Source organism: Bowmanella pacifica, assembly GCF_014645355.1.
GTDB classification, from domain to species: domain Bacteria; phylum Pseudomonadota; class Gammaproteobacteria; order Enterobacterales; family Alteromonadaceae; genus Bowmanella; species Bowmanella pacifica.
The window spans coordinates 325,566-347,356 of sequence record NZ_BMLS01000001.1; the positions used below are offsets into that span (position 1 = coordinate 325,566).

The following is a 21,791-nucleotide window of genomic DNA, read 5'->3' on the forward strand; positions in this document are numbered from 1 at the left end:
TTTGCCTCGAACAGACCAGCCTTGCCAAGCAAGCCACAACATAAAATTAACAATTAAGCACAAAATTGCAGCGAACGTGCCGCCATTGGTCGGCTAACTGCAGCAAAGTTACGACAAATCCCTTATTATCCCGCCTTCGATTTACGTATGATCGAGCCCTTTAGCAGTATTAAAAGAGACAACATGCAACTGAACAAAACCCTGCTGGCAAGTACCCTTGCCCTCCTCTCCCTGAACGCCCATGGCGCAGCATTTCAACTCGGTGAACACAGCGCGTCTGGTTTAGGTCGCGCCTTTGCCGGTGAAGCCGCCATTGCCGAAGACGCCTCGGTGCTGGCCAGAAACCCAGCCCTCATGTCAGAGTTTACAAGTAATCAAGTCAGCCTGATGGCGACATATGTAAAACCCGATGTCAGCCTGAAAGGCACTGGCGCGCCTGCCTATGCCGATGCATCCAGGCTTGACGATAGCAGCATTGCTCCCTCGGCAATTATCCCTGCTGGCTACATGATCATGCCAATCAACGAACAATTCGCTTTTGGTTTTGGTGCTTTCTCCAACTTTGGCCTATCCACTGAGTTTGCAGACGACTATGTAGCCGGACAATTGGCTGGCGAGACAGAAATCGTTACCGTAAATATGAACGCCAGTCTGTCATACAAAATCAACCAGCAATTCGCCATTGGTGGTGGCCTTAATTATGTTTATGCCGATGCCAAGATTGTGCGCCACTTTGGTACCTCTCCCTTGTCTGTGCCCGCTCAAACCGAAGCGGCCCGTCTGGAAGGCGACGATTATGGTCTGGGCTGGAACCTAGGAGTGAGTTATGAGCCTTCAGAAGGTCACCGCTTTGGTTTACATTATCGCAGCGAAACCGACATTAAGTTTGCCGGTGAATATAGCAACCAGCTTCCCGCCCAGATAGGTGGTCTGCAAGGGCAAAGCCTGCCAGGTCGTGTGGAAATTACCCTGCCTGCCATGGCGGAGTTTTCTGCCACTCATCAGTTGGATCAGACTATCGCCATTCATTACAGTCTGATGTGGACCGAATGGAGCAGTTTTGACAAGCTGGAGGCCTTTGTACCAGGGCGTGATGCGCCGGTTTTCCATAAGCAGGAAAACTTCTCCAACTCCTGGCGCTATGCTATCGGTGCAGATTACCAGTTGAATGCGGACACCAAATTGCGTGCCGGTATCGCCTACGATAAAACACCTGCCGATGAAAACCATATGTCCATCTCCATCCCTGACACCAACCGCCTGTGGTTTAGCGTGGGTGCCAACCATCAATTCAGCGATGCATCATCCTTGGATCTGGGGGTGAGCATACTACGTGGTGTTAACCGCCGCTTTGATGAAGCCGACAACCTGGGTCAGGTGTGGCAGTTTGAATCAGAGGGCAATGCCTATCTGTTGGCTGTTCAGTACAATATGGCGTTTTAATTAGTCCTGGCGGCTAACGCAAAAAGCCGACCTGATGGTCGGCTTTCTTGTCTCAATAATTTTACCCATGCACAGCCACAAACCAAAACGCCGACTGAGCAACCGAATTCTCCGCTCAAGTCTCAAATAACAAGCACCACACACTAATAAGCAAACCTAGTCCTTCTAACTAAGCCCAAACCGGGCCTGTTTCGTCGCGCCCACTATTACACATCAAAACTCGCAATTGATAATGATTATCGATACCATTATCAATAATTATTTATAAAGGACATCTTCATGGGCTATTTATCCACATCCATTTCAGCAATATCAGTACTTAGCGCGCTGGGCGCAACCAATGCGTGGGCTGACACGCCTGATAACCAAAACAAGACAGAAGCGGTTGAGCGCATTGCCATTTATGGCCAGAAACAAAAAACCCAGGCCGCCACAAAACTGAACCTGTCCGCCCTGGAAACGCCACAAGTCCTGAACGTTATCTCACAGGATCAAATTAGCGACTTCTCGCTGCGCGAAACCAATTCAATACTAACCTATGTGCCGGGGGTGACCGTAGAGCAAACAGAGACAGACAGAACCTACTACACCGCCAGAGGCTTTGATATTGCCAATTTCCAGTACGATGGCGTGGGCGTGCCTTTTTCCTATGGTTTAACCCAGGGCCACGACGATTCCGCACTTTATGAACAAGTTGAAGTGATCAAAGGCGCAACAGGTTTAACAACGGGCTTAGCCAATCCTTCAGCCACTATCAATTTTGTACGCAAGCGGCCAAGCAAGGATTTTCGCACTAAGATCACAGCATCGGCGGGAAGTTGGGATCAATATCGAATAGACGCAGATATGTCGGGGGAGTTGGTGGAAGACAGATTGCAAGGTCGCGTGGTCGTTGCCAAACAAGATGGTGACGCCTACCTTGACCGATACAGCAAGGACCTTAGCCTGTTCTATGCCGTGTTTTCTGGCCATATCAGCGACCGCAGCAAATTAACCCTAGCCCATACCAGTAATGACAATAAAAACCAGGGGAATTCTTTCGGCGCTTTGCCGTTGTTTTACGCCGATGGCTCACTGACGCATTACGAAGCGTCGACCAATACGGCCCCAGAATGGGCTTTTCAAGAGGTTAAACAACAGCGTACCTTTGCCGAACTAGAGCAGGAACTCAGCACAAACTGGCTGTTTAAAGCGGTTTACACCAGAAACATCCAGGATAAAGAGTGGCAGGCCATGTATTTATCCGGCGCGCCAGATGCACAAACCAACGAGGGATTGCTAGGGCATGCCAGCTTGTACCAGGCAAAGGACCGGGAACATATTGCCGACTTATACCTCAGTGGTAGCTTTTCTTTATGGGGACTTGAACACGATGTGGTTGTCGGCATAAATATGGCAGATATCAAACTAACCGGCCGTTCGGTGTATTCCTCAGAGTGGAATTACGCCCCTATTGGCGGCGATTGGCATAAAGGCAATACTGCGCGCCCCTCTTTCGATATTTATGATGCAGCCAGTCAGTCCACCGACATTAATCAGGATCTGAATTCTTACTATATTTCATCCCGGCTCAGAGCCAGTGAACAACTGTCGTTTTTACTGGGTGCCCGTACTATCGATATTGAGCAGGATGGTATCAGCTACGGAGCACCGCAAGCCATGTCAGATAAGGAAACCGTGCCTTATATTGGTTTAACCTATGAGGTACAGGATGGCACCGTACTCTATGCCAGTGCCAGTGAGGTCTTTAAAGCACAAACCTGGGTTGACGCCAACTTGACCCCATTGGGCTCCGTGCGCGGTGAAAGCAGGGAGATAGGCATTAAGCAAACCTTCTTTAATGCCCTGGCCACTTTCGCCGTATTTCAATCAGAGCAAGAGAATTTTGGTGAATGGATTGGACGCGACACCACCTCGGGATTAAACCTTTACCAAGGGGTTAACTTTGAAAGTTCGGGTTACGAAATTACACTGGCCGGAGAGATAACTGAGGATATCAACATCAGTGCAGGCTTCACCAAGGTTGATGTAAAAGATCAACATGGTGATTACACACGCCGTTTTATTCCTGCCAAACAATTAAAAATTGCCACGGCCTATGACGTCAGTACTTTACCAGGCTTGCGAGTTGGCGGCGGCATCAACTGGCAAAGTGAAATATATTACGCCAACACAGAGGTACAGGGCAGCTACGCTCTGGTCGATTTATTTGCCCAGTACAGTCTTACCCCCGCGATCCAGTTGGCATTAAACATTCATAATGCCACCGATAAGCAACACCGCTTAAGTCCACAATGGGGGCAAGCAAACTACGGAGCGCCCAGAAACTACATGGCATCGGTCAGCTGGCAGTTCTGATCCCTTGAGAATTAGCGCCCGCGATAGTCTGACGGTGCAATAAGGACGGCGCTGCTGCCAGCTGCACCAGGAATAAGGCGCAGGAGCCCAGTTGCAAATAAGAAAGCCACCCTAGGGTGGCTTTCATTCCTAAGCACTGGGTTATTTACTCCCCGCTACTTGTACCTGCATAAAGTTACCTTGTGCGCTGATACTCTTAACCCGGATAGTGGTACCGGTATGGGGATTAATTACCCCCGAGGTTGGCGTTTCCGGATTCCAATACTGGTTCATATCATCAAATATCGAGGCAGCAGGCTGCGAAGGGTGATATGAAGGCTGACTTAAAAAGTGCAGCACCAGCTCATCGGTATCTGACAAGCCAAAGGTAGAGTCATAGGACTGGATCCTGGAGCGCCACGGCATGCCATCGGCTCGATACATGGTTTGTGGATGTGCATCAATGGGCAGAATCAGACCAGAGCCAGGGTGAGCGCTGGTGCTGTTATCGGCCTCAGAACTATCCCAGTAGCTGACAAGCAAGCCGTCCTGATAGGCATAATGTTCCACCCAGTTACCCAGCACAGGATTATCCAAAAAACCAAAGTTATAGGGGCCGGTGCGCAGGCTATCGTCAAAGCCACGATAATTGCGAAACTCAGCAATGTAGGCATTAAAATGGCTGGATGTCGCCGTACCTGTGGTGGCCAGGAAGCCGGCGTAATCCCATCCTTCGGGCATCTCGGCATCTTCAACAGGTAAAGAAGTGATCGCTATGTTGTCCACCAGAAAACCTGAATTTACCACCGCCGCATCCGTGACATAGCGCAAGGCTAACATCACTTCGCCGCTATAGGCTGACAGATCAGCGTTCATGCTTACCCAGGCTCCGCCTGATGAACCGGTAATGCCAAAGCCCAGGTTGTTACCATGAGGATCGGTATTGCTGGATAGGTCGGTTTCCAACATCGACCAGTTGACGCCGCCATCGGTAGACACGGCCAGGTAGGCATAATCCCAGTCCACCTCAATATCATAGTTAACCTGTGCACTGAAGCTGGCATTGGCCGGCAACATAAAGGTTTTAGCCATACTGTTATTGAGGTTGTTGCCTTGTCCGCTGTACCAGAAATAATCGCCAGCATAAGGCATACCTATGGTGGTGACTTTTTGCTTATCCGGCAACAGTACAATTAATGCCTGTGCTTGTTTAGTGTTGGCCGTAGCCGGCCCCAACTTATGCTCGGACTTTTGCCCGGCAGAGGCCAGTTCATAGTTCAACCACCCTAACTGTAGTTTCTCCCAGGCCCCCATATGTGTGGGCTTAGTACCTATGCCATTCTCAGCCTGCCCATCATTGCCATACGAACCAGAAGACATCAACGTCCAGAAGGCTGTGGAGTTTTCACAAGCGGAACCACAAGTGTTGCCCGAGGTGTCATAAAGATCCGGTAACCCCAAATCATGGGCATATTCGTGGGCAAAGACCCCCACTGCACCATTTTCAGGCTCAACGGTATAATCACCAATCCAGTAGTTGGAGTTACCCACACGCACCCCGCCAAAGGGCACCACATCGCCGTTAGCCAAGGTCGGGCCACCGGCTCCTATGGCGGTAAGCTGAACGTACCAGCGATGACTCCAGATGGCATCGCTGCCCTGAGCCCCGCCACCGGTCTCCTGCCCTTCACCGGCATGCACGGCCTGAAAGTGGTCAATATAACCATCGGGCTCATCAAAGTTACCGTCGCCGTCATAGTCATATCTGTCCCAAACATCAAACTGACTAAGGTAAGCATTGATATCATCAGTACTCATGCCATCGGCAATTTGTTGGTTGTACCAGGCTTCGGTGGCATCCCTGACAAACCACCAGGTGGTCTGACAGACGATAGAGCCACAATAATCCCGACCATAATGCGCCGCCCGGTAGGGAACCGTGACCCAGTCGCTGATATCACCATTGACGGTGTAGCGGTTGGCGGAGAGTTCAATGTAAAAGTTACGCATTGAGATAGCCCCAGGCGCCTCGGAGAAAAGCAAGTCTAAATAATGTTCGCGGCTAAAATCAGCCGTCCAGATAGTTGAATTATCGACGGCGCGATCCGGTTGTGGGATTTCATTATGCAAAGGCCCGGGCGTTCCCCCCTGCAGGATACCGAAGGGGGATTCCAATTCGCCAAATTGACCGAGTACCGTCCAGATGGACTCCTCCCCTTCGCGTTCCAGCTCAACATATTGGCCTTTGGCCACCTGATGAGATTTCCCGCTTCGGCTGGCAGCCGGATTAGACAGCTTCTTTTCCAGGGCTTGCTGGCGTAGGGCACGACGACGCTGCTCCAAAGGGTGAGGCATATCATCCTTGACATGACCATAATTGACTCCGGCCTTATCTGGAGGTAATTGCTGGGCGGCATTTGCACTTAACACGCCACCAAACAACGCAGAGACCCCCAAGACAAGCACAAGATTCTTGTTGTTTGTCATGTCACTATCTCCGAGAGAGAATAATTGAATTGTGATAATCGGGATGCAGCCAAGGCAAAGAAGGTCGCCAGGCATCAACCAGATGACCCAGACAACAGGACAGGGTTTATTAAGGGTAGAAAACTTTATTGCTTTCGCGAGTCTTTAAGGGGAGGAAAGTGGAAAGATTTATTCCCAACACAAGGTAGACACTCATCATTCAGGCCTTCCCAACGAATGTACAAGTCGGGACTCTTCTTGTAGTGCCCAGTGCAATCGTTGTTCAGGAATGCGGTAGTTGGCGCGTTTTCTGACTTCTTTACCAAGTCTGACCACCGACAACACCAGACGATGAGATACAGTATTTGCCTGGAACTTCCGCTGTCACCCGAGTTTTTTGATAACCTGGACGTTTCCGGTATCAGCCGTTTTGATTCCTTTTCTCTTTACGGGCCTTGATTTTAATCACCGGGCTGTTGTCGTCGCGCGACAGGCATGCTTTGTCATGGCCGTTGTTGAAGGTCAGTTCTACCGGCTGGCCTTGCTGTTTGGCCCGTTGGGCGATGGCCATTTTGGTGGGCAGGTCTTCATCCCCGGCAAAGCCCAGCACCTGCCAGCCCAGCCCCTCCAACTGGATAAAAGTCTTCTCCTCGGTTGGATACAACATCTGCACCTTGGCATCCGGGCATTTGACGTTGGCCTGGGCTAGTGTGCTGACCAGTAGCAGCAACAAGCCTGTTAGTATTTTTTGCATTTTTATTGCTTTGACCTTTTGATTAAAGTCATATTTCTATCTCTCGTGCGCGGTGCAAGACTTGATCCCTTGACTAATAAGGAACAGCTATTTAACGCAAGACTGAAGCCAATACAGCCAAGTAAAGTAAAAGAAGACTACCACCAAGTACATTGTTACCCAGATAAAAAGAGACACCAATAATACCGATGAAGGCAACATTCATGAAAAAATATCTGAATTTATTGGCGTTATTGCTTTTCCTCTTTTGCATCATTTAGCCCCTAACATCCAATTAACACCGGGATTTGTTTTTGTAGCATTTTCAATAATGCGAGCATCTGTTCGAGTTTGACTCAACTCCTTATAGTTTGGTCTGTGATAATTAGATCTAAAACCTCTAAATTTATCCTTAATTAGGTTCCTTCCTCTTACTAGCATCCTAGCAACATTTCTTTCAGAATATCCGCTAGCCAACAAATGTGTCCTGAATGCAGAAAGTTGTTTCATGCTATTCACGTAACTCTGCCTTATTCCTCCTGCTAATCCGCCACCAAAAACACCTGTCGTCAGTGTGAATGTTGTATTGCCTATATTCTCTTTAGTCATAGTTGCAGCAAGAGTTCCCATTATTGGGTTATCTCTTGCAATCCAATAGTCAACGGCACGATCCGCAGCAGATGTTACTTGATCCAATCGTTTGTTCCACATCGACTGGAACTCCCCCCAATAACTAACTTCACTTGGAGGGTTGGCATCTTTGTTTTTACTTATTTCTCCCTGCCCCTGAATATCCGCTGTAGGAGTAGCATTTCCCGAAACTGTGCCCTGAGTGTTTTTCGCCCCATTGGCAGCCCCTCCAACGCCAGTGTAAGCAACACCTACCGCTGATCCACCAATGGTATTCGTTCCACCAACAGGCGCATCTCGTTTAATCTTACTCCCTGTTACTGTAACTTTCTGACGACGCTTTTCTGGCTCTTCTGCTGTATACCCACTCGGATCAGTTCCAGCCAAAGGGTTATTCATAATATACGAATAAGGGTTAATACTCTGGCTATTGCCGGGGCTTTGAATAATGGGGTCGACACTTAAGAATCTGCCAACATTGTAATCGTACACCCGCCCGTTCATATGAATCAGTTGCACTTCATCCATATGCCGATGGTCGGTAAAACCTTTGCGACTGATTGCCAGATTGTTGACACCTTCTATCGGCATATAGTGGCGCAACTTGGCAACATCCATCATCTCTCCGTCCCAATGGCGCGGCTTACCAAACGGGTCGTATTGTCTGCGGGCCGTCACCAGCCCACCTTCATTGGTATAGGTCACGGCACTGCCCAGCCGGTCCCGGTGCGTGTACGCCAGGCTATAGCCGTCCTGGGGTTGATAACCCACGATGGCGATATCCTCTACGTATAATCGCCAACTGCCGTCACTGCTTTGTTCGTAGACCTTGTCTACTTCATAGGTCACCAGGTCGCTCCGGCTTTCTTTTACCCTTTGCAGGTCAGCTGCATAGCTGTACTGAATTGTTTCTCCATCCCGACTGACCTGCGTCGGCTGCCTGAAACTGTTGTAGGTCAGGCTTAGCCCGTCACCGCTTAGCAGGTTACCCTGGGCGTCGTAATTGAAATTGGCATTCAGCCCCATAACCTTAGATATTTGTCTGACCGCATTAGGGCCAGCATTTCCGCCTGCACTTTTATCCCGGTTACCGAAATTTGCTAAGTAAATCCAGATGGGGAACTGGTGCGAATAGAATCGTCACCTCTCGACAAAAAAATGACAAGAAACCGATTACCGGACGGAGATTCGCTTTATCACATCCCGATATTATTCAATATACCGGGAGGGATACTGCTGTTTACTTGACACGGCTGATTAATAGATGCCCCCTTGATCTTCAATGAATTTTATCGATTATTTGTGGGGATTCCTCAGATACTGATCCGTCTATTTTCTTTTCTATTCTTCCATTTTCATTAGGAATAGCCTGGACTGTCTCTCCTTGCGTAGCAATCTACTGTTGAGATCTTCCAGTGCCCGTTTTATTGCAAGCATTTAATTTATATCTGACCATTTTCATTGCTTTTTATTGTATCTTTAAGGGTTGATATGCTTTTCTATAAAATCCTTTAGAGATGCCCGCCTTACTTTTTCAGAAATTACAGACAGCTCACTTCCAAACTTTGAAGAATCAATATTTAACAAAGCTAGAACCGCCTTCTCTGCCAAACCTTCTCTTTCTTCTTCAATAATTGCAAACAATACTCCGGCATCACTCTCATCACCAACCCAACCCAATGCCGTAACAGCTTCCTGAATAAAAGCCCCATTTCTAGACTTAATGAATCCAAGTGCATAACTTCTCATATCCTGCAACTCATAATTTGCCAATCCATTCTTAACTCCTTGACCGATTAAGGCTGCAACAACCAATTTAACCGAGGGGATTCCAAATATATCAACATAGTATTTCCCTTCCCCCTTGTAATTCCAAATGCAATTCAGCTGCTCAAGTCTACTTTCTTTATCTGAATTCAGCCACCCGGAATAAATCATATTAGAAAGTCGCAAGATAGCATCTTCACAGACAAACCTTTGTCCCAAATCATTTACATCTGGATAATTCTTGCAGCCATTAACTAAAACATCATTAGCCGCAACATGTACCTTATTCCACCAATCATCAGCATAAACTTTGGATTCAGATAAAAAACAAACACCTATTAAAGCTAGAAAAATTCTATTCATCTATTTTATTCCAAGAGGGGTTGGCCAAGACTACTATGATATCTAATAAATGTTCCCGGAAGTGGGGAGCGCAACTTTTCAAAAACTGGTGGATTGGAGTATTCACCCCTGATCACATGGCTTTTATCCTCTGACAGAGACATCCAAGAAGTCTTAGTACTGAGGGGACGATGAATATCCCCAAAAGGCATGCTGTCCTCATCCAAGGCGTAATAATATCACTCACCTTAACAATGAAATTCATTTCTTACTCCTTGATTCTTGTACACTGAAACCTTACAGCTTGAATATCGATTCCGGTCATAAGCCAACCACTCTTACAGGAATTTATGTAACTACGGTACTCTTGCTGGCCAATTTCGAGCAGTTCATGAACTTCTGTTAATATCAGATCGTCTGATGAGCTACATTTTATGACGCCACTTCTTTTAACCGAGGTTAGTGCACTTCCTTCACCACATTTTTCAAGTCCATCAGCCAAAGAAGCTGATATTTCAGAAATAGAAGATGTATTACTGCGAGCGACAGCACAAAGAACCGAATTGGTATGAAAATTAATGCCTGTTATAAAGCCCACCTGACAATCCCAAGTATCAGATTCATGGTTATCAGAGGCGAGCGTATACTCAATAACATCAGCATTTAATGGAAGCGAATTGACAAGTAAAGCAAAGAGAAAATAAAATATTTTCATATTCTTCCCTAATTTTTTTAATTTATCTAAAGGATAGTTAGTAATATATACAGACTTATAGCAAGTGATTTTTTAGAACTTAAACCCATAAGAACAGCTCAATAAACAACCAAAAGATGCTACAAAAAACTACTTGCCTCTATGCCCTTCTTTAAATCAACAAAACGCCCTGACAATATGCGGAACAGCACGATGCTGCATGGATAGGCAGACATAATCGCGCACCTTATCCGCCGGGTAGCCGAATAAGCCGAAGCGATTTTCCTTGTGATGACTAATAACGACGATATGTTCTGGAGTGCCGTCAATACACCCCAGGAAAGGGTCTAGTACCGGTATCTGGTATTTTCCCATCTGGATAACACCCATGCGCTTACCATCAATATAGGAATAACGGTCAAATACCGGGTTGTCTAAAATAGCGTAGACGGCGAATTTGGGGATCTGGACGCAGCGGCCTTGCCACTCCAATTCCACTAGCTGCAAAGTATCAAATAATGACAGGATACTTTCGGGTAACTTGTTGGCGTACATAGCTTCCCCCCAATAAATTGTATGGTTAATTTGTCGTGTTGCGTCTCTCTTTTTGGTTCGGTGAAGATCATGGTGGAACAGAAAATTACACTATGACTATAGCTGGCAATTTGCGTTTCAGCGACAAACAGCGCCAAAGCCGCGGTCAAAATTTCAAATAAAAATCACGGCAAAGATGCTTATACGCGTCGGTATAGTGATTATGCAGGTCATAAATACTCAGATGCTGGGTATCGACCTGAGAAGTCTGCTGATAGCCCAGTTCTGCCAGTACACGAGTGGGGGCTTTGTCCTGCCGGCTTTTCACCCAAAGCTGGCGCTGTAAGTGTAATCCCCTAGCCTCCGCCATATCGATTAACGCGAATGCTGGCTCGGTGGGAAGCACAAAAGCAAATCGTCCATGCCTGGATAACCCGCTACAAACAGATTCGATCAGTTGTGGATGGCTCAGTTCCCCGGTATGCCGCGCTTGCTGTCGCTGCACGTCGAATTGTTGCCCATGGGGAAAATAGGGAGGATTGCTGATAATCAGGTCATACTGTTGATGAACATCAATGGCCTGCAGGGCCACACAATCAAAAGACAACTTTTCAGGCCAGGGACAACGCAATCCATTCTCCCAAGCCTGAGCAATAGCGCTACTATCGATATCTATTCCCAATATCCGGCTATCAACAGCACTTTTTTGCGCCATCATAATGGCTAAAAGGCCACTGCCCGTGCCTATGTCCAGAATATTTGTCGCTTGCAGTACATTAACCCAACTGCCCAACAAAATACTGTCGGTACCCACTTTCATGGCGCATTGTGCGTGACCAATAAAGAACTGTTTAAAAGCAAAACCGCCCTGCCCCTTAGCCAAAATGCTGCAACCCTATCATTTGCTCCGCCACTGTCTCGGCGCCCACTGGCCGGTACTTCGCTAGTCGTCCGCGCAGCAAGGGCGAATATATTGGTGCAAACATAGCCGCCAAACGCTCAGCTAACCTAAACTCCTTACGCTCACCGAGCAGCAACGAAGGACGCACCGGTGCCGGCCGATTTAATCCATCCAGGGCGAAAATAGCCTCCTCCAGCTCACCTTTGGTCCGTAGATAAAAGCTACGGCTGCGCGCATCGGCACCAACCGAGGAAATCCACACAAAGCTAAGCGCCTGGTGCATTGCTGCTAACTGTGCAGCCTGATACACCAGCTCGAAATCCACATCGCGAGACGCCTTTTTACTGCCGGCTTGCTTAATGGTGGTACCTAGACACACATAAACATGGGACACCTGAAAATACTCACCATAGTGCTGCAAACGAGAAAAATCCGTTATCACTTCCCGACAGTTGGCGCTTGCCAGGCCGGCAGAGGCTCTTACCAGGCACGTGATTTGGCGATAACGCGGATCGTTTTTAAGTTTGGCAACTAATGTGCTGCCCACCAGGCCAGTAGCCCCTAATACCAAGGCCGAACAGAGTTTTGCCGGTGTCATGTGTACCTACAGGTTAAGAATCAATAGAATGAATGCCGAATTGTCCGCACATTCTGCGCTGCGGCACTATTAAATCAGGATACCAACAAAAATGAAAAGACTAGCGACGTTGCTGGGTTTGGCCATGGCAAGCACCAGCCTTAGCCTGTCAGCCGAATCACTCAGTATTGAACGTATTTTTTCATCTCCCTCACTGGATGGCGATGCACCGATCAAACTGCGAATTTCACCTGATGGCAGCCGGGTTACTTTCCTCAAGGGCAAAGAAAGCGATTATGAACGCTACGATTTGTGGGAATACCATATCGACAGCGGCAAAACCCGTATGCTGTTTGACTCAGACAAGCTACATAGCGGCCCTGAGCAGTTATCTGATGAAGAAAAGGCTCGTCGTGAAAGGCTGCGCCTACACGGCAGCGGCATTGTGGATTACCAGTGGTCTGACGATGGCAAGGCCTTGCTGTTCCCCTTAGCTGGTGATGTATTTTATTACCGCCTGGGTGATAAGCAAGCCAAGCGTTTACTGGCCACCCCCGAGTTTGAAACTGACATTCGCTTTTCCCCCAGGGCGAACTACATCAGCTTTGTGCGCGAACAAAATCTGTATGTAAAGAATATCAAAAGCGGCCAAGAATCGGCCATCACTACCGACGGTAAGGGTCCCATCAAATATGGCATGGCTGAGTTTGTCGCCCAGGAGGAAATGGGCCGGATGACAGGTTATTGGTGGTCACCGGATGAGAGCCAGATTGCCTATACCCGTATTGATGAATCGCCGGTGGAAGAGATTATCCGCAGCGAAATCTACGCCGATTCCATCAAAATGATCACCCAACGCTACCCCAGCACAGGCACCCCCAATGTGAAGGTTGCTTTGGCAGTGGCCAGCCTTGAAGATAAAAAACCTCATTGGGTCGATTTAGGTGACGAGGAAGATATCTACCTGGCTCGGGTAAAATGGTTGCGTGACAGCCGTCATTTGAGTTACCAGTGGCAAAGCCGTAATCAGCAGCACCTGGCACTGCGCCAGGTTAATACCGACAACTGGCAACAGAAGACCCTGGTCGAAGAAACCGCGCCAACCTGGGTAAATCTTCAAGATGACCTCACCTTCCTGCGTCACAGTCCTCAGTTTATCTGGCCATCCGAGCGTGACGGCTTTAAACATCTTTACTTGTACAACAATGACGGCACTTTGTTACGCCAACTCACGAAAGGCAAATGGGTGGTAGATGACATCGTTGCGGTGGATGAAACCAATAAGCTGGTGTATTTCACGGGCCGCAAAGATACCCCTCTGGAAAAGCATTTGTATAAAGTCAGTCTGAACGGCGGAGAAATCACCAAAGTCAGTCAGCGCAGCGGATTTCATGGCATCAGTTTTGACAGAAAAGCCCAAGTTTATGTAGACAGGTTTTCCACGATTAACACCCCGCCACAGGTGAGCTTGCATAAAGCCGACGGTAGCCGACTGGCTTGGCTGGCCGAAAACGCATTGGATGACAAACACCCGCTAAATGCTTATCAGCAACAATGGGTAAAGCCTAGCTTTGGTAGCTTTACCACGGACCAGGGCGTTGAGCTCTTTTACCGTATGTATACCCCAAAAACTCTGAAAGCAAAGCATCCTGCCATTGTGTATCTGTACGGCGGCCCTCATGCTCAGGTTGTCACCAATAGCTGGGCAGGTAACCGCGGCCTGATGTTCCAATACTGGGCAAGCCAGGGTTACGTGGTATTCAGCCTGGATAACCGTGGCTCAAATTACCGCGGCAAAGCCTTTGAAGATGCAATTTACCTGAATATGGGTGATGTGGAAGTTCAGGATCAGATTGAAGGGGTCAAGTTCCTGCGTCAGCTCCCCCATGTGGATGCAGAGCGTATCGGTGTGCACGGACACAGTTACGGTGGCTATATGACATTGATGAGCATGTTTAAAGCCGGTGATTACTTCCAGGCTGGTGTATCCGGTGCGCCGGTCACAGATTGGCTGTTGTATGACACCCACTACACCGAGCGCTATATGGGTCATCCAGCCGAAAATACGCAAGGCTACGAAAAATCCTCGGTCTTCCCCTATGCCAAAGATCTGAAAGGCGACTTACTGATCTATCACGGTATGGCCGATGACAACGTACTCTTTACGCACAGTACCAAGCTGTACAAAGCCCTGCAGGATTTAGCCATTCCCTTTGAGGTAATGGATTATCCGGGTAAAAAGCACGGTATACGCGGTAAACAAACGCAAATCCATCTGAACCGCACGGTGACCAACTTCTTTGACCGCCATCTTGGCAACGCCCAATAGCAGATTACGCCCAGGATTTATCCTGGGCGTCTTTTTGTTTACTCACAAAGTTGGCCAGCTCATCAATGGCCATCGGCATAGCCAACAAATAGCCCTGCGCTTCCTGGCATCCGCAAGCAGTTAAACATTGCAGCTGTTCACTGGTCTCCACCCCTTCTGCCACCACATTAATGCCAAAGCCTCTGGCCATTGCCGTAATCGCCTCAACAATGGCAATAGTGCGGGGCTGCTTAAGCAAATCGCGAATAAAGGCCCGGTCTATTTTCACTTCATCAATGGGCAACTCTTTGAGCATCATTAATGAGGTATAGCCGGTACCAAAATCGTCAATGGCAAAACGCAGTCCTTTTTGCTTCAGTCTGGCCAATTGCAACACGCTGGCATTCAAGTCAGTCAGTGCCGCCGTTTCGGTAATTTCCAACTGCAAAAACGGGAGTAACTGCGGCACCGCATTAAGCTCCTGCTGCAACACCTCCATTAAAGCCGGGTTACTGAATTCAAGGGCTGAAATATTCACCGATACTCTGGACAGGCCATTACCCAATAGCCCCGCCTCCACCAGCTCACTGGCAGTTTGCCTGACCACGAATGCCGACAGCGCGGATATCAGATTATGTCTCTCCGCCAAGCCAACAAAATGCTCGGGAGAAACCCAGCCATGACGAGGATGCCGCCATCGCAATAACACTTCACAGCCGCTAATCTGGCCACTGGCGGTATTAAACTGAGGCTGGTAAACCAAAGATAAGCTTTGACTCTCAATGGCCTGGCGCAGGTCAGAGACCAACATTTGCCTCTCATGCTCGGCTTCTGACAAGGCCCGATTAAATAAACGGATACTATCCGGCCCCTCCTGCCGCGCACTGGCCAAAGAGGCCGATGATGCCAGCAATAAAGCCCTGGCATTGTCGCCGTCATCAGGCCCCAGCGCCACGCCGATGCAACAGCTAACCTTGAGGTTATGCTCTGCAGCGACCTGTGAAAAATAACGGTTCAGGATGATAGCCTGTTGCTCCCAGTCACCTTGACCGGCAGTGACACTACGCGCCACCACAAACTGGTCGGTACCAAGCCTGGCTAATAAGGTATCCGCCTGGTAACAGGCTCGCAGTTTATCCGCCAATGCTTTTAAAAAACTATCCGCTCCCCGATAACCAAGCTGCTGATTTAATGACTTAAAGTTATCAATATCCAAATGCAGTAGCAGCACTTTCTGCTGCTTGGCTGCGGCGGCATTAAGTAGCTCTTTTAGGTAACTGATACATTGGTGATGACGATACAAGTTGGTCAGGGGGTCACGCTGACCCAGTCGCTCAAAACGACGCAGCGCCTGGCGAATCAGCCAGTACAATAGCAATGCATTGACGGCTACATAGAGCCAACCTTTATAGGTCTGTAGCTGGGTCATCAGGGCAAGGTCGGTAATGGTGTTTTGCAGAGCCAGATCGGAGAACATGATCCAGGCGGCCCCAAACAGGAAATAGATGGCAGCGATTACCGCTGCCAATCTAGAAATGCGCTTCATACCGAAACAGCGCCTAGTTAAACATCCAGTTAGCCAGGCTACGCTGAATCCCTACAGCAGTATTTTTCTTCAATTCCTTTTTGAGCGGCTCCGAACTACCGGATATCCAAATTCGTAATTCAGCATCCATATCGAAATGGCCTGCCGTTTCCACTTTAAACTGGGTAATCGCCCGATAGGGTATAGAATGATACTCAACCTTTCGGCCGGTTACGCCCTGCTTATCAATCAACAGCAAACGTTTGTTAGTAAACACATACATATCGCGGATAAGCTTATACACTCTATCTATCTGTTCATTTTCAGCCAGAATCGGCGCAAGCTCTTCAGCAACTTCGCTTTTGTCCACCTCAGAGGCGTTGCCCAACAAAGCATCAAGAAATCCCATCGGGGCACTCCTGTATTTCAATAGCCCCTAGTAATAACAGAGATATCAAAGGAGTGCCAGAATCAAACCGCGCTCAGGTGCCGAATGACGACTTTCTGCTCTTTTAACAGATGCTGTAACGGAGCTGGCTTACCTAATGCAAATCCCTGTGCGAAGCTCACCCCCAGTTTGGTCAAAGCCAGCCGGGTTTCCTGGTCAGATACAAATTCCGCGACTGTTAGTTTTCCCATACTGCTGGCAATTTCATGAATGGCTTTTACTGTGGCGTAATCACTGCGATCCCGACACATATTACGCACAAATGAACCGTCGATTTTAACGTAATCAACGGCCATGTTTTTAAGGTAGGTAAAAGAGCTCATACCCGCACCGAAGTCATCTAATGCGAAACGGCACCCCAGTTCTCGCAATACATCAATAAAACGGCTGGCGGCGGCCAGATTCGTCACGGCCGCGGTTTCAGTAATTTCAAAGCAAATCTTCTCTGGTGGCACGCAAGAGTGGCGTAAGCGCAAAACGATCTTATCAAGGAATTCATCATTGCCCAGCGTCATTCCGGATAAATTAATGGCGCATTTGTCTAAGGCTTCTAAATGCACCGGATGTTGTTCCAAAGCCGTGATGGTGCTGTTAAATACCCACTCATCCAATTTGTTCATTAAGCCATATCGCTCAGCTACGGGAATAAAAACACCGGGGTTAAGGTACTCTCCCTTCACACTTAACATACGCAGCAAGATCTCATAATGTCTGCCGCTGGCGACTTGATTTAAGGGCTCGATAGTTTGATAAAACAGCTCAAACCTGTCTTCCAACAAGGCTTTTTGGATCTCATTCACCCACTCCAGTTCGCTTTGTTGATAATTCAGTTGCTGATCACTGGCATCAAACACATGATAACGATTGCGTCCCAGGTTCTTAGCGCTGTAGCAGGCATGATCGGCCGCCTTAATCAATGCTTCACTATTAGTGGTCTGCATGTTGATTTCCGCCACCCCGATACTGGCACCGATATGAAAGACCTTGTCTTCCCACACAAAACGAAAACTGCGTATGGCATTAAGCATATCGCTTAACTTATCCAGCACTTGGCCCACCGACAGATCCGCATACACCAGACAAAACTCATCACCACCAACGCGGGCAAGAATATCGCCGGATTTAAGCGACGTACCTAGCAAATTTGCTACCTGTCGCAATAACTCATCGCCGGCCTGGTGCCCGCATGAGTCGTTAACCAGCTTAAACTGGTCCATGTCGATATAACAAAGCGTAGATACCGAGGCTTGTTGACGCACTAACCCTAAGCGTTCCTTCAGCAAACGGTCAAATGCATAGCGGTTATATAAACCGGTTAACTGATCATGATTGGCCTGATAATACACTTGCTGCTGCAACGCCAAGTCGGCAGTCACATCACGGCCGATACCCTCTACAGCAATAAGTTTACTGTTATCATCAAACACCGGTGAATCCCGGTATTCAATGTGCCGGATGCCCCCATCCTGGCTGAAATACTCCACCACATAGGGATCCGGCCGCTCACCGGCCAATAGTTGTCTGCGGATCTGCTCAGCATTATCGGGGGTGCGTTTTACACAATGTCGATAGTTCAACTTAAAATATTCGGGCCGATAACCGAGTACATCCTGAACACTGTTACTCACATAACTGATGCGCCCGGTCAGATCATGGGAATAAACAAAATGCCCATTTAACCCGTCCACCAAACGGCGAAACTTTTCTTCGCTTTCTTTGAGTGCCTGCTGGCTAAGACGCCGGGCCGTAATGTCACGCACAGTAATGGCGATACCGTTACCAGCCTTCACCACCTGAATCTTTATCCATTGGGCGCTAATCAGGGGGCTGTTGGTTTCCAGGTACTGCTCATGAGCTTTGCCACTTTGACAAACCTGGATGCACAGCGCCAATAACTGAGGATGATTAAAGGCCTGAAGTTGTTCAGACAGTAATTTTAGCTTTAGCTGCTCAATGCCTGGCGCAAACATCTTCTGTGCAACCTGATTCGATTCCACCAGCTTAAAATCCAAAATTTGCTGCTGTTGTGTTAACGCCTGTAGTACCAAAATAGCGTCAAGTGAAGACTCACTCGCCGCTTTATAACGCTGCTGGGACTGATTCAGTTTAAAGGCGCTGCGCAACTGCCGACGAAGAAAGATACTGATGACCAATGACATCAGCACCCCGATGGCCATGACAATTCTGCCTATTTCAAAACCGCCACGATTGCCCTGCAGCTTAAGCAACCATGGCCGCCCGACAAATTGAATTGACTGTGCAATCACAGGCTCATGCCCATTGAGCATGCCATTTGCCATCAGTTGGTGCTCACCATCAGACAAAATCAGGCTGAAATCAGAGCCAATTAACTCTCCCACCATGGCCGACAGGGTGCTTTGTAAATCAAAGCTGGCAGCCACAAATCCATAGCGGGTGTCATAAGGGTTAATCGCCCGGCCAACTATTGCAAAATACTGACCATTTGGGGCCTGTACTAATGCATTGGTAAAGTCGGTTTTTTGTCCGCCCGTCAGCACTAGGCCAAAATCGGACAATGGCCGATACAAACGGCTGCCCCGATCCGTACTTTTAATGTTCCACTGCACTTGTTGGTGCGCATCCGCCCAAACAATATCATCAAATCCGGGCAGGACATGCTGCATAGTCACAGCGTGCGCATTAAACCAATCGGTTGGGTTGGGATGGTATTCAGGCCAGGTAGTCATCAAGTCTGTCAGGGCTCGTTGACGATCGGCAGAGAAAACTTCGATAGTATTGGCCACCTGCTGTGCAACAATACTTGCCTTAGCCGCCAAACGCCGCTGCTCCTGGTCTTCCAGATATAAACTGAATAGCGCAAATATCAGGCACAAGATCAAAAACAGGCTAAGGGGTAACCCATTGACCCTGTTCAAAGGCTTAAACTGCATAACCCCTGATCACTAGGAAGGCATCAAGGCTCGCAGTGTAAGCAGAAAAAATGACAAAAATGTGAAGCTAACGCACGAAATTTAACAACACCTGAGCGTGAAGATTCGCAGCCCTAAGGAACAGTGTAGCCCCGCGCAGCCTCCAGTAAGCTAAACCATTGTTGACGGCTCAGCTTGATATCTACCGCTGCCGCTTGTTGTCTAACCCGTTCGATATTGCCGCTACCGATAATAGGAATTGGACAACTTGGCAACGCCAACACAAAGGCCATTAGCACCTGGTCCAAGCTGGCGTTGTGTTGCTCGCCAATTGCCTCGGCGCATTCACGTAACGCTTTATACTGGAAGTCATGGAACACGCCCCCACCACCCAAGCATGACCAGGCCATGGGTTTTACGCTTTGCTGCTGAAGATAATCCAAATTACCATCGAACAAATACTCAGTATGAATTGCACTGATTTCCAGTTGATTGGTGACAAGGGGAAAGTCGAGGCGCGATTGCAACAGCGCAAACTTGGCTGCTGAAAAGTTAGAGACACCAAAATGCTTCACCTTACCTGACTGCTTGAGCCGGCTAAATGCCTCTGCGACGGCGTCAGCGTCCATCAATGGGTCTGGACGATGGATAAGCAACACATCCAGATATTCCGTGTGCAGCTCTCGCAAAGAACGTTCGGCAGCAGCAATAATGTAGTCGCGATCATTATTGTAGTGAACCACCTGTACATCAGGTTGCATCTCGCACGGAAAGAGGATGCCGCACTTCGACACGATTTCTATTTTGTCCCTCAGTCCGGGCGCCAGTTTCATCGCCTGTCCAAATAATCCTTCTTCGGTGAACGCACCATAGACATCAGCGTGATCTGTAGTGGTAATCCCAAGCTCCAGCCCCTGTTCAACAAAGCGAAGTATATCCTGGGCTTGCATGTTCCAATCGTTTAAACGCCAATACCCTTGCACCACAGGGGAGAAACTCAATTGCTCAGGAACCACATTCACTCGTTGCATACACAACCTCACGCGCTGCTACTTTTGCCGCATAGTATCAGAAGGTGATAACGGGCGGTCACAAATTATCCGTCCCTAAGTCTTCTTGAATCCACCAAGGCAACTCTACAGGGGTAAATAAGCGTGCTACATTGCTCCCTTACCTTTCCAAGGAGAACTCATGCAGCTACCAACCTTTGATGATGTGCTCGCCGCAGCACAACGTATTTCCTCACATGTACATCGTACTCCCATTCTCAATTCCAGCCTGCTGGACAGTTGGTTGGGGCATCGGGTTTACTTCAAGGTTGAGGCATTGCAGCGTATCGGCGCGTTCAAATTGCGAGGGGCTATTAACGTGCTGGCCTGGTTGGAAGGGCGCGGGGAGTTACCCAAGCGAATCGTCGCGAACAGTTCAGGTAATCATGCACAAGCAGTCGCCTACGCTGCCAGTTTGTTCGATATACCGGCCACGGTTTACACCACCAAGGCGGTATCCAGAGTCAAAGCGGCTGCTACCTTGTACTATGGCGCTGAACTGGCACAGTTTGATACCCGCAGCGAAGCAGACGCGGCCGTCGCTGCGGCGGCTGAGCAGCCTGACACTATGTGGATCCCGCCTTTTAATCATGCGCAAATTATTGCCGGCCAAGGCACTGCAGCGCTTGAAGCCTTGCAAGACCTAAAACAGATAGACGGCGTGTTTGCGCCTGTGGGTGGTGGTGGTCTGATGGCCGGCACACTGCTGGCTACCCGTGGTCTGTGCCCAAATGCGCAGGTGATAGGGGCTGAACCACTGGCGGCAAATGACGCCGCGAACTCGTTACGAGAAGGAAAGATAGTCCCCTTGCCTAAGCCGGCAATAACCTTAGCCGATGGGGCCGCCACACCCGCCGTCGGTGAGTTGACCTTCCCCTTTTTGCAACAACTGGATGATTTTTACGAAGTGGACGAAGCTCAAATAGCCTACTGGACTCAGTGGTTGCAACATTTGCTGAAAATCCATGTAGAGCCTACCAGTGCAATGGCAATGGCTGCCGTTGTTGGCTGGCTGCAAGAACAAGAAAAGCCAAGTTCAGCCCTGGTTATTTTATCTGGGGGAAACATTGACCAGACCCGCATGCAACAGATCTGGCAAACCGACTATCTCGACCAACCGCCCATTTTAGTGGATTGACCGAAAAG

The 21,791-nt window shown here is 48.5% G+C and carries 16 protein-coding genes and 1 pseudogene; 4 read left to right on the forward strand and 13 right to left on the reverse strand.

Annotated features, from left to right (window positions below; genetic code table 11):
• Positions 1 to 183 precede the first annotated feature (183 nt).
• Positions 184 to 1,443 (forward strand): OmpP1/FadL family transporter, encoded by a 1,260-nt coding sequence (locus IEX02_RS01345; RefSeq protein WP_188689151.1) that lies wholly within the window; start codon positions 184 to 186, stop codon positions 1,441 to 1,443.
• A 279-nt stretch (positions 1,444 to 1,722) separates the two neighbouring features.
• Positions 1,723 to 3,801 carry a TonB-dependent siderophore receptor gene (locus IEX02_RS01350; protein WP_188689153.1) on the forward strand — a complete coding sequence of 693 codons (2,079 nt, stop codon included), beginning with the start codon at positions 1,723 to 1,725 and terminating at the stop codon, positions 3,799 to 3,801.
• Between the two features lie 141 nt (positions 3,802 to 3,942).
• On the opposite strand, the gene IEX02_RS01355 is transcribed toward IEX02_RS01350, so the two are convergent.
• The 9 genes and pseudogenes from IEX02_RS01355 to IEX02_RS01390 all read right to left on the reverse strand — a co-directional run bounded on the left by IEX02_RS01355 (position 3,943) and on the right by IEX02_RS01390 (position 12,445).
• Positions 3,943 to 6,267 carry an immune inhibitor A domain-containing protein gene (locus tag IEX02_RS01355; protein ID WP_229701978.1) on the reverse strand — a complete coding sequence of 775 codons (2,325 nt, stop codon included), beginning with the start codon at positions 6,265 to 6,267 and terminating at the stop codon, positions 3,943 to 3,945.
• A gap of 195 nt (positions 6,268 to 6,462) precedes the next feature.
• A pseudogene (locus IEX02_RS20305) lies at positions 6,463 to 6,630 on the reverse strand (IS4 family transposase); the annotation flags it as partial.
• 37 nt (positions 6,631 to 6,667) lie between these two features.
• The gene (locus IEX02_RS01360) at positions 6,668 to 7,000 is read right to left on the reverse strand and encodes a hypothetical protein (RefSeq protein ID WP_188689155.1); all 333 of its coding nucleotides are present in this window, start codon (positions 6,998 to 7,000) and stop codon (positions 6,668 to 6,670) included.
• A gap of 252 nt (positions 7,001 to 7,252) precedes the next feature.
• Positions 7,253 to 8,635, reverse strand: a complete 1,383-nt coding sequence (locus IEX02_RS01365; RefSeq protein ID WP_188689157.1) for an RHS repeat domain-containing protein — start codon at positions 8,633 to 8,635, stop codon at positions 7,253 to 7,255.
• 453 nt (positions 8,636 to 9,088) lie between these two features.
• Positions 9,089 to 9,739 carry a hypothetical protein gene (locus tag IEX02_RS01370; protein ID WP_188689160.1) on the reverse strand — a complete coding sequence of 217 codons (651 nt, stop codon included), beginning with the start codon at positions 9,737 to 9,739 and terminating at the stop codon, positions 9,089 to 9,091.
• Positions 9,740 to 9,986: 247 nt separating this feature from the next.
• Complete coding sequence (locus IEX02_RS01375) at positions 9,987 to 10,433, reverse strand: hypothetical protein (protein ID WP_188689164.1); 447 nt, start codon at positions 10,431 to 10,433, stop codon at positions 9,987 to 9,989.
• Between the two features lie 156 nt (positions 10,434 to 10,589).
• Positions 10,590 to 10,967: a hypothetical protein gene (locus IEX02_RS01380; protein ID WP_188689167.1), complete on the reverse strand. Its 378-nt coding sequence runs from the start codon at positions 10,965 to 10,967 to the stop codon at positions 10,590 to 10,592.
• 145 nt (positions 10,968 to 11,112) lie between these two features.
• On the reverse strand, positions 11,113 to 11,829 hold the full coding sequence (locus IEX02_RS01385; protein WP_188689171.1) for a tRNA1(Val) (adenine(37)-N6)-methyltransferase: 717 nt from the start codon (positions 11,827 to 11,829) through the stop codon (positions 11,113 to 11,115).
• Positions 11,822 to 12,445, reverse strand: coding sequence for an NAD-dependent epimerase/dehydratase family protein (locus IEX02_RS01390; RefSeq protein ID WP_188689175.1), 624 nt, complete (start codon positions 12,443 to 12,445; stop codon positions 11,822 to 11,824). Before IEX02_RS01390 ends, IEX02_RS01385 begins: the two co-directional genes overlap by 8 nt.
• A gap of 91 nt (positions 12,446 to 12,536) precedes the next feature.
• Between IEX02_RS01390 and IEX02_RS01395 the strand changes: the two genes are divergently transcribed.
• Entirely contained in the window at positions 12,537 to 14,753 is a 2,217-nt protein-coding gene (locus tag IEX02_RS01395; protein ID WP_188689178.1) for a S9 family peptidase, read from the forward strand.
• Between the two features lie 4 nt (positions 14,754 to 14,757).
• Here the strand turns inward: IEX02_RS01395 and IEX02_RS01400 are convergent, their stop codons facing one another.
• The 4 genes from IEX02_RS01400 to IEX02_RS01415 all read right to left on the reverse strand — a co-directional run bounded on the left by IEX02_RS01400 (position 14,758) and on the right by IEX02_RS01415 (position 20,627).
• Complete coding sequence (locus IEX02_RS01400) at positions 14,758 to 16,278, reverse strand: putative bifunctional diguanylate cyclase/phosphodiesterase (RefSeq protein WP_188689181.1); 1,521 nt, start codon at positions 16,276 to 16,278, stop codon at positions 14,758 to 14,760.
• A 13-nt stretch (positions 16,279 to 16,291) separates the two neighbouring features.
• The gene (locus IEX02_RS01405; protein ID WP_188689184.1) at positions 16,292 to 16,666 is read right to left on the reverse strand and encodes a PH domain-containing protein; all 375 of its coding nucleotides are present in this window, start codon (positions 16,664 to 16,666) and stop codon (positions 16,292 to 16,294) included.
• Between the two features lie 62 nt (positions 16,667 to 16,728).
• Complete coding sequence (locus IEX02_RS01410) at positions 16,729 to 19,617, reverse strand: bifunctional diguanylate cyclase/phosphodiesterase (RefSeq protein ID WP_188689185.1); 2,889 nt, start codon at positions 19,615 to 19,617, stop codon at positions 16,729 to 16,731.
• A 113-nt stretch (positions 19,618 to 19,730) separates the two neighbouring features.
• A complete protein-coding gene (locus IEX02_RS01415; protein ID WP_188689188.1) occupies positions 19,731 to 20,627 on the reverse strand; it encodes an aldo/keto reductase in 897 nt (298 codons plus the stop codon).
• 160 nt (positions 20,628 to 20,787) lie between these two features.
• Between IEX02_RS01415 and IEX02_RS01420 the strand changes: the two genes are divergently transcribed.
• Positions 20,788 to 21,783 (forward strand): serine/threonine dehydratase, encoded by a 996-nt coding sequence (locus IEX02_RS01420; protein ID WP_188689191.1) that lies wholly within the window; start codon positions 20,788 to 20,790, stop codon positions 21,781 to 21,783.
• Positions 21,784 to 21,791 lie beyond the last annotated feature (8 nt).

Excerpts from the sequence above, each read along its gene's own strand:
- IEX02_RS01345 (WP_188689151.1), top strand. The coding sequence starts at position 184 with ATGCAACTGAACAAAACCCTGCTGGCAAGTACCCTTGCCCTCCTCTCC.
- IEX02_RS01350 (WP_188689153.1), top strand. The coding sequence starts at position 1,723 with ATGGGCTATTTATCCACATCCATTTCAGCAATATCAGTACTTAGCGCG.
- IEX02_RS01355 (WP_229701978.1), bottom strand. The coding sequence starts at position 6,267 with ATGACAAACAACAAGAATCTTGTGCTTGTCTTGGGGGTCTCTGCGTTG.
- IEX02_RS01360 (WP_188689155.1), bottom strand. The coding sequence starts at position 7,000 with ATGCAAAAAATACTAACAGGCTTGTTGCTGCTACTGGTCAGCACACTA.
- IEX02_RS01365 (WP_188689157.1), bottom strand. The coding sequence starts at position 8,635 with ATGGGGCTGAATGCCAATTTCAATTACGACGCCCAGGGTAACCTGCTA.
- IEX02_RS01370 (WP_188689160.1), bottom strand. The coding sequence starts at position 9,739 with ATGAATAGAATTTTTCTAGCTTTAATAGGTGTTTGTTTTTTATCTGAA.
- IEX02_RS01375 (WP_188689164.1), bottom strand. The coding sequence starts at position 10,433 with ATGAAAATATTTTATTTTCTCTTTGCTTTACTTGTCAATTCGCTTCCA.
- IEX02_RS01380 (WP_188689167.1), bottom strand. The coding sequence starts at position 10,967 with ATGTACGCCAACAAGTTACCCGAAAGTATCCTGTCATTATTTGATACT.
- IEX02_RS01390 (WP_188689175.1), bottom strand. The coding sequence starts at position 12,445 with ATGACACCGGCAAAACTCTGTTCGGCCTTGGTATTAGGGGCTACTGGC.
- IEX02_RS01395 (WP_188689178.1), top strand. The coding sequence starts at position 12,537 with ATGAAAAGACTAGCGACGTTGCTGGGTTTGGCCATGGCAAGCACCAGC.
- IEX02_RS01400 (WP_188689181.1), bottom strand. The coding sequence starts at position 16,278 with ATGAAGCGCATTTCTAGATTGGCAGCGGTAATCGCTGCCATCTATTTC.
- IEX02_RS01405 (WP_188689184.1), bottom strand. The coding sequence starts at position 16,666 with ATGGGATTTCTTGATGCTTTGTTGGGCAACGCCTCTGAGGTGGACAAA.
- IEX02_RS01410 (WP_188689185.1), bottom strand. The coding sequence starts at position 19,617 with ATGCAGTTTAAGCCTTTGAACAGGGTCAATGGGTTACCCCTTAGCCTG.
- IEX02_RS01415 (WP_188689188.1), bottom strand. The coding sequence starts at position 20,627 with ATGCAACGAGTGAATGTGGTTCCTGAGCAATTGAGTTTCTCCCCTGTG.
- IEX02_RS01420 (WP_188689191.1), top strand. The coding sequence starts at position 20,788 with ATGCAGCTACCAACCTTTGATGATGTGCTCGCCGCAGCACAACGTATT.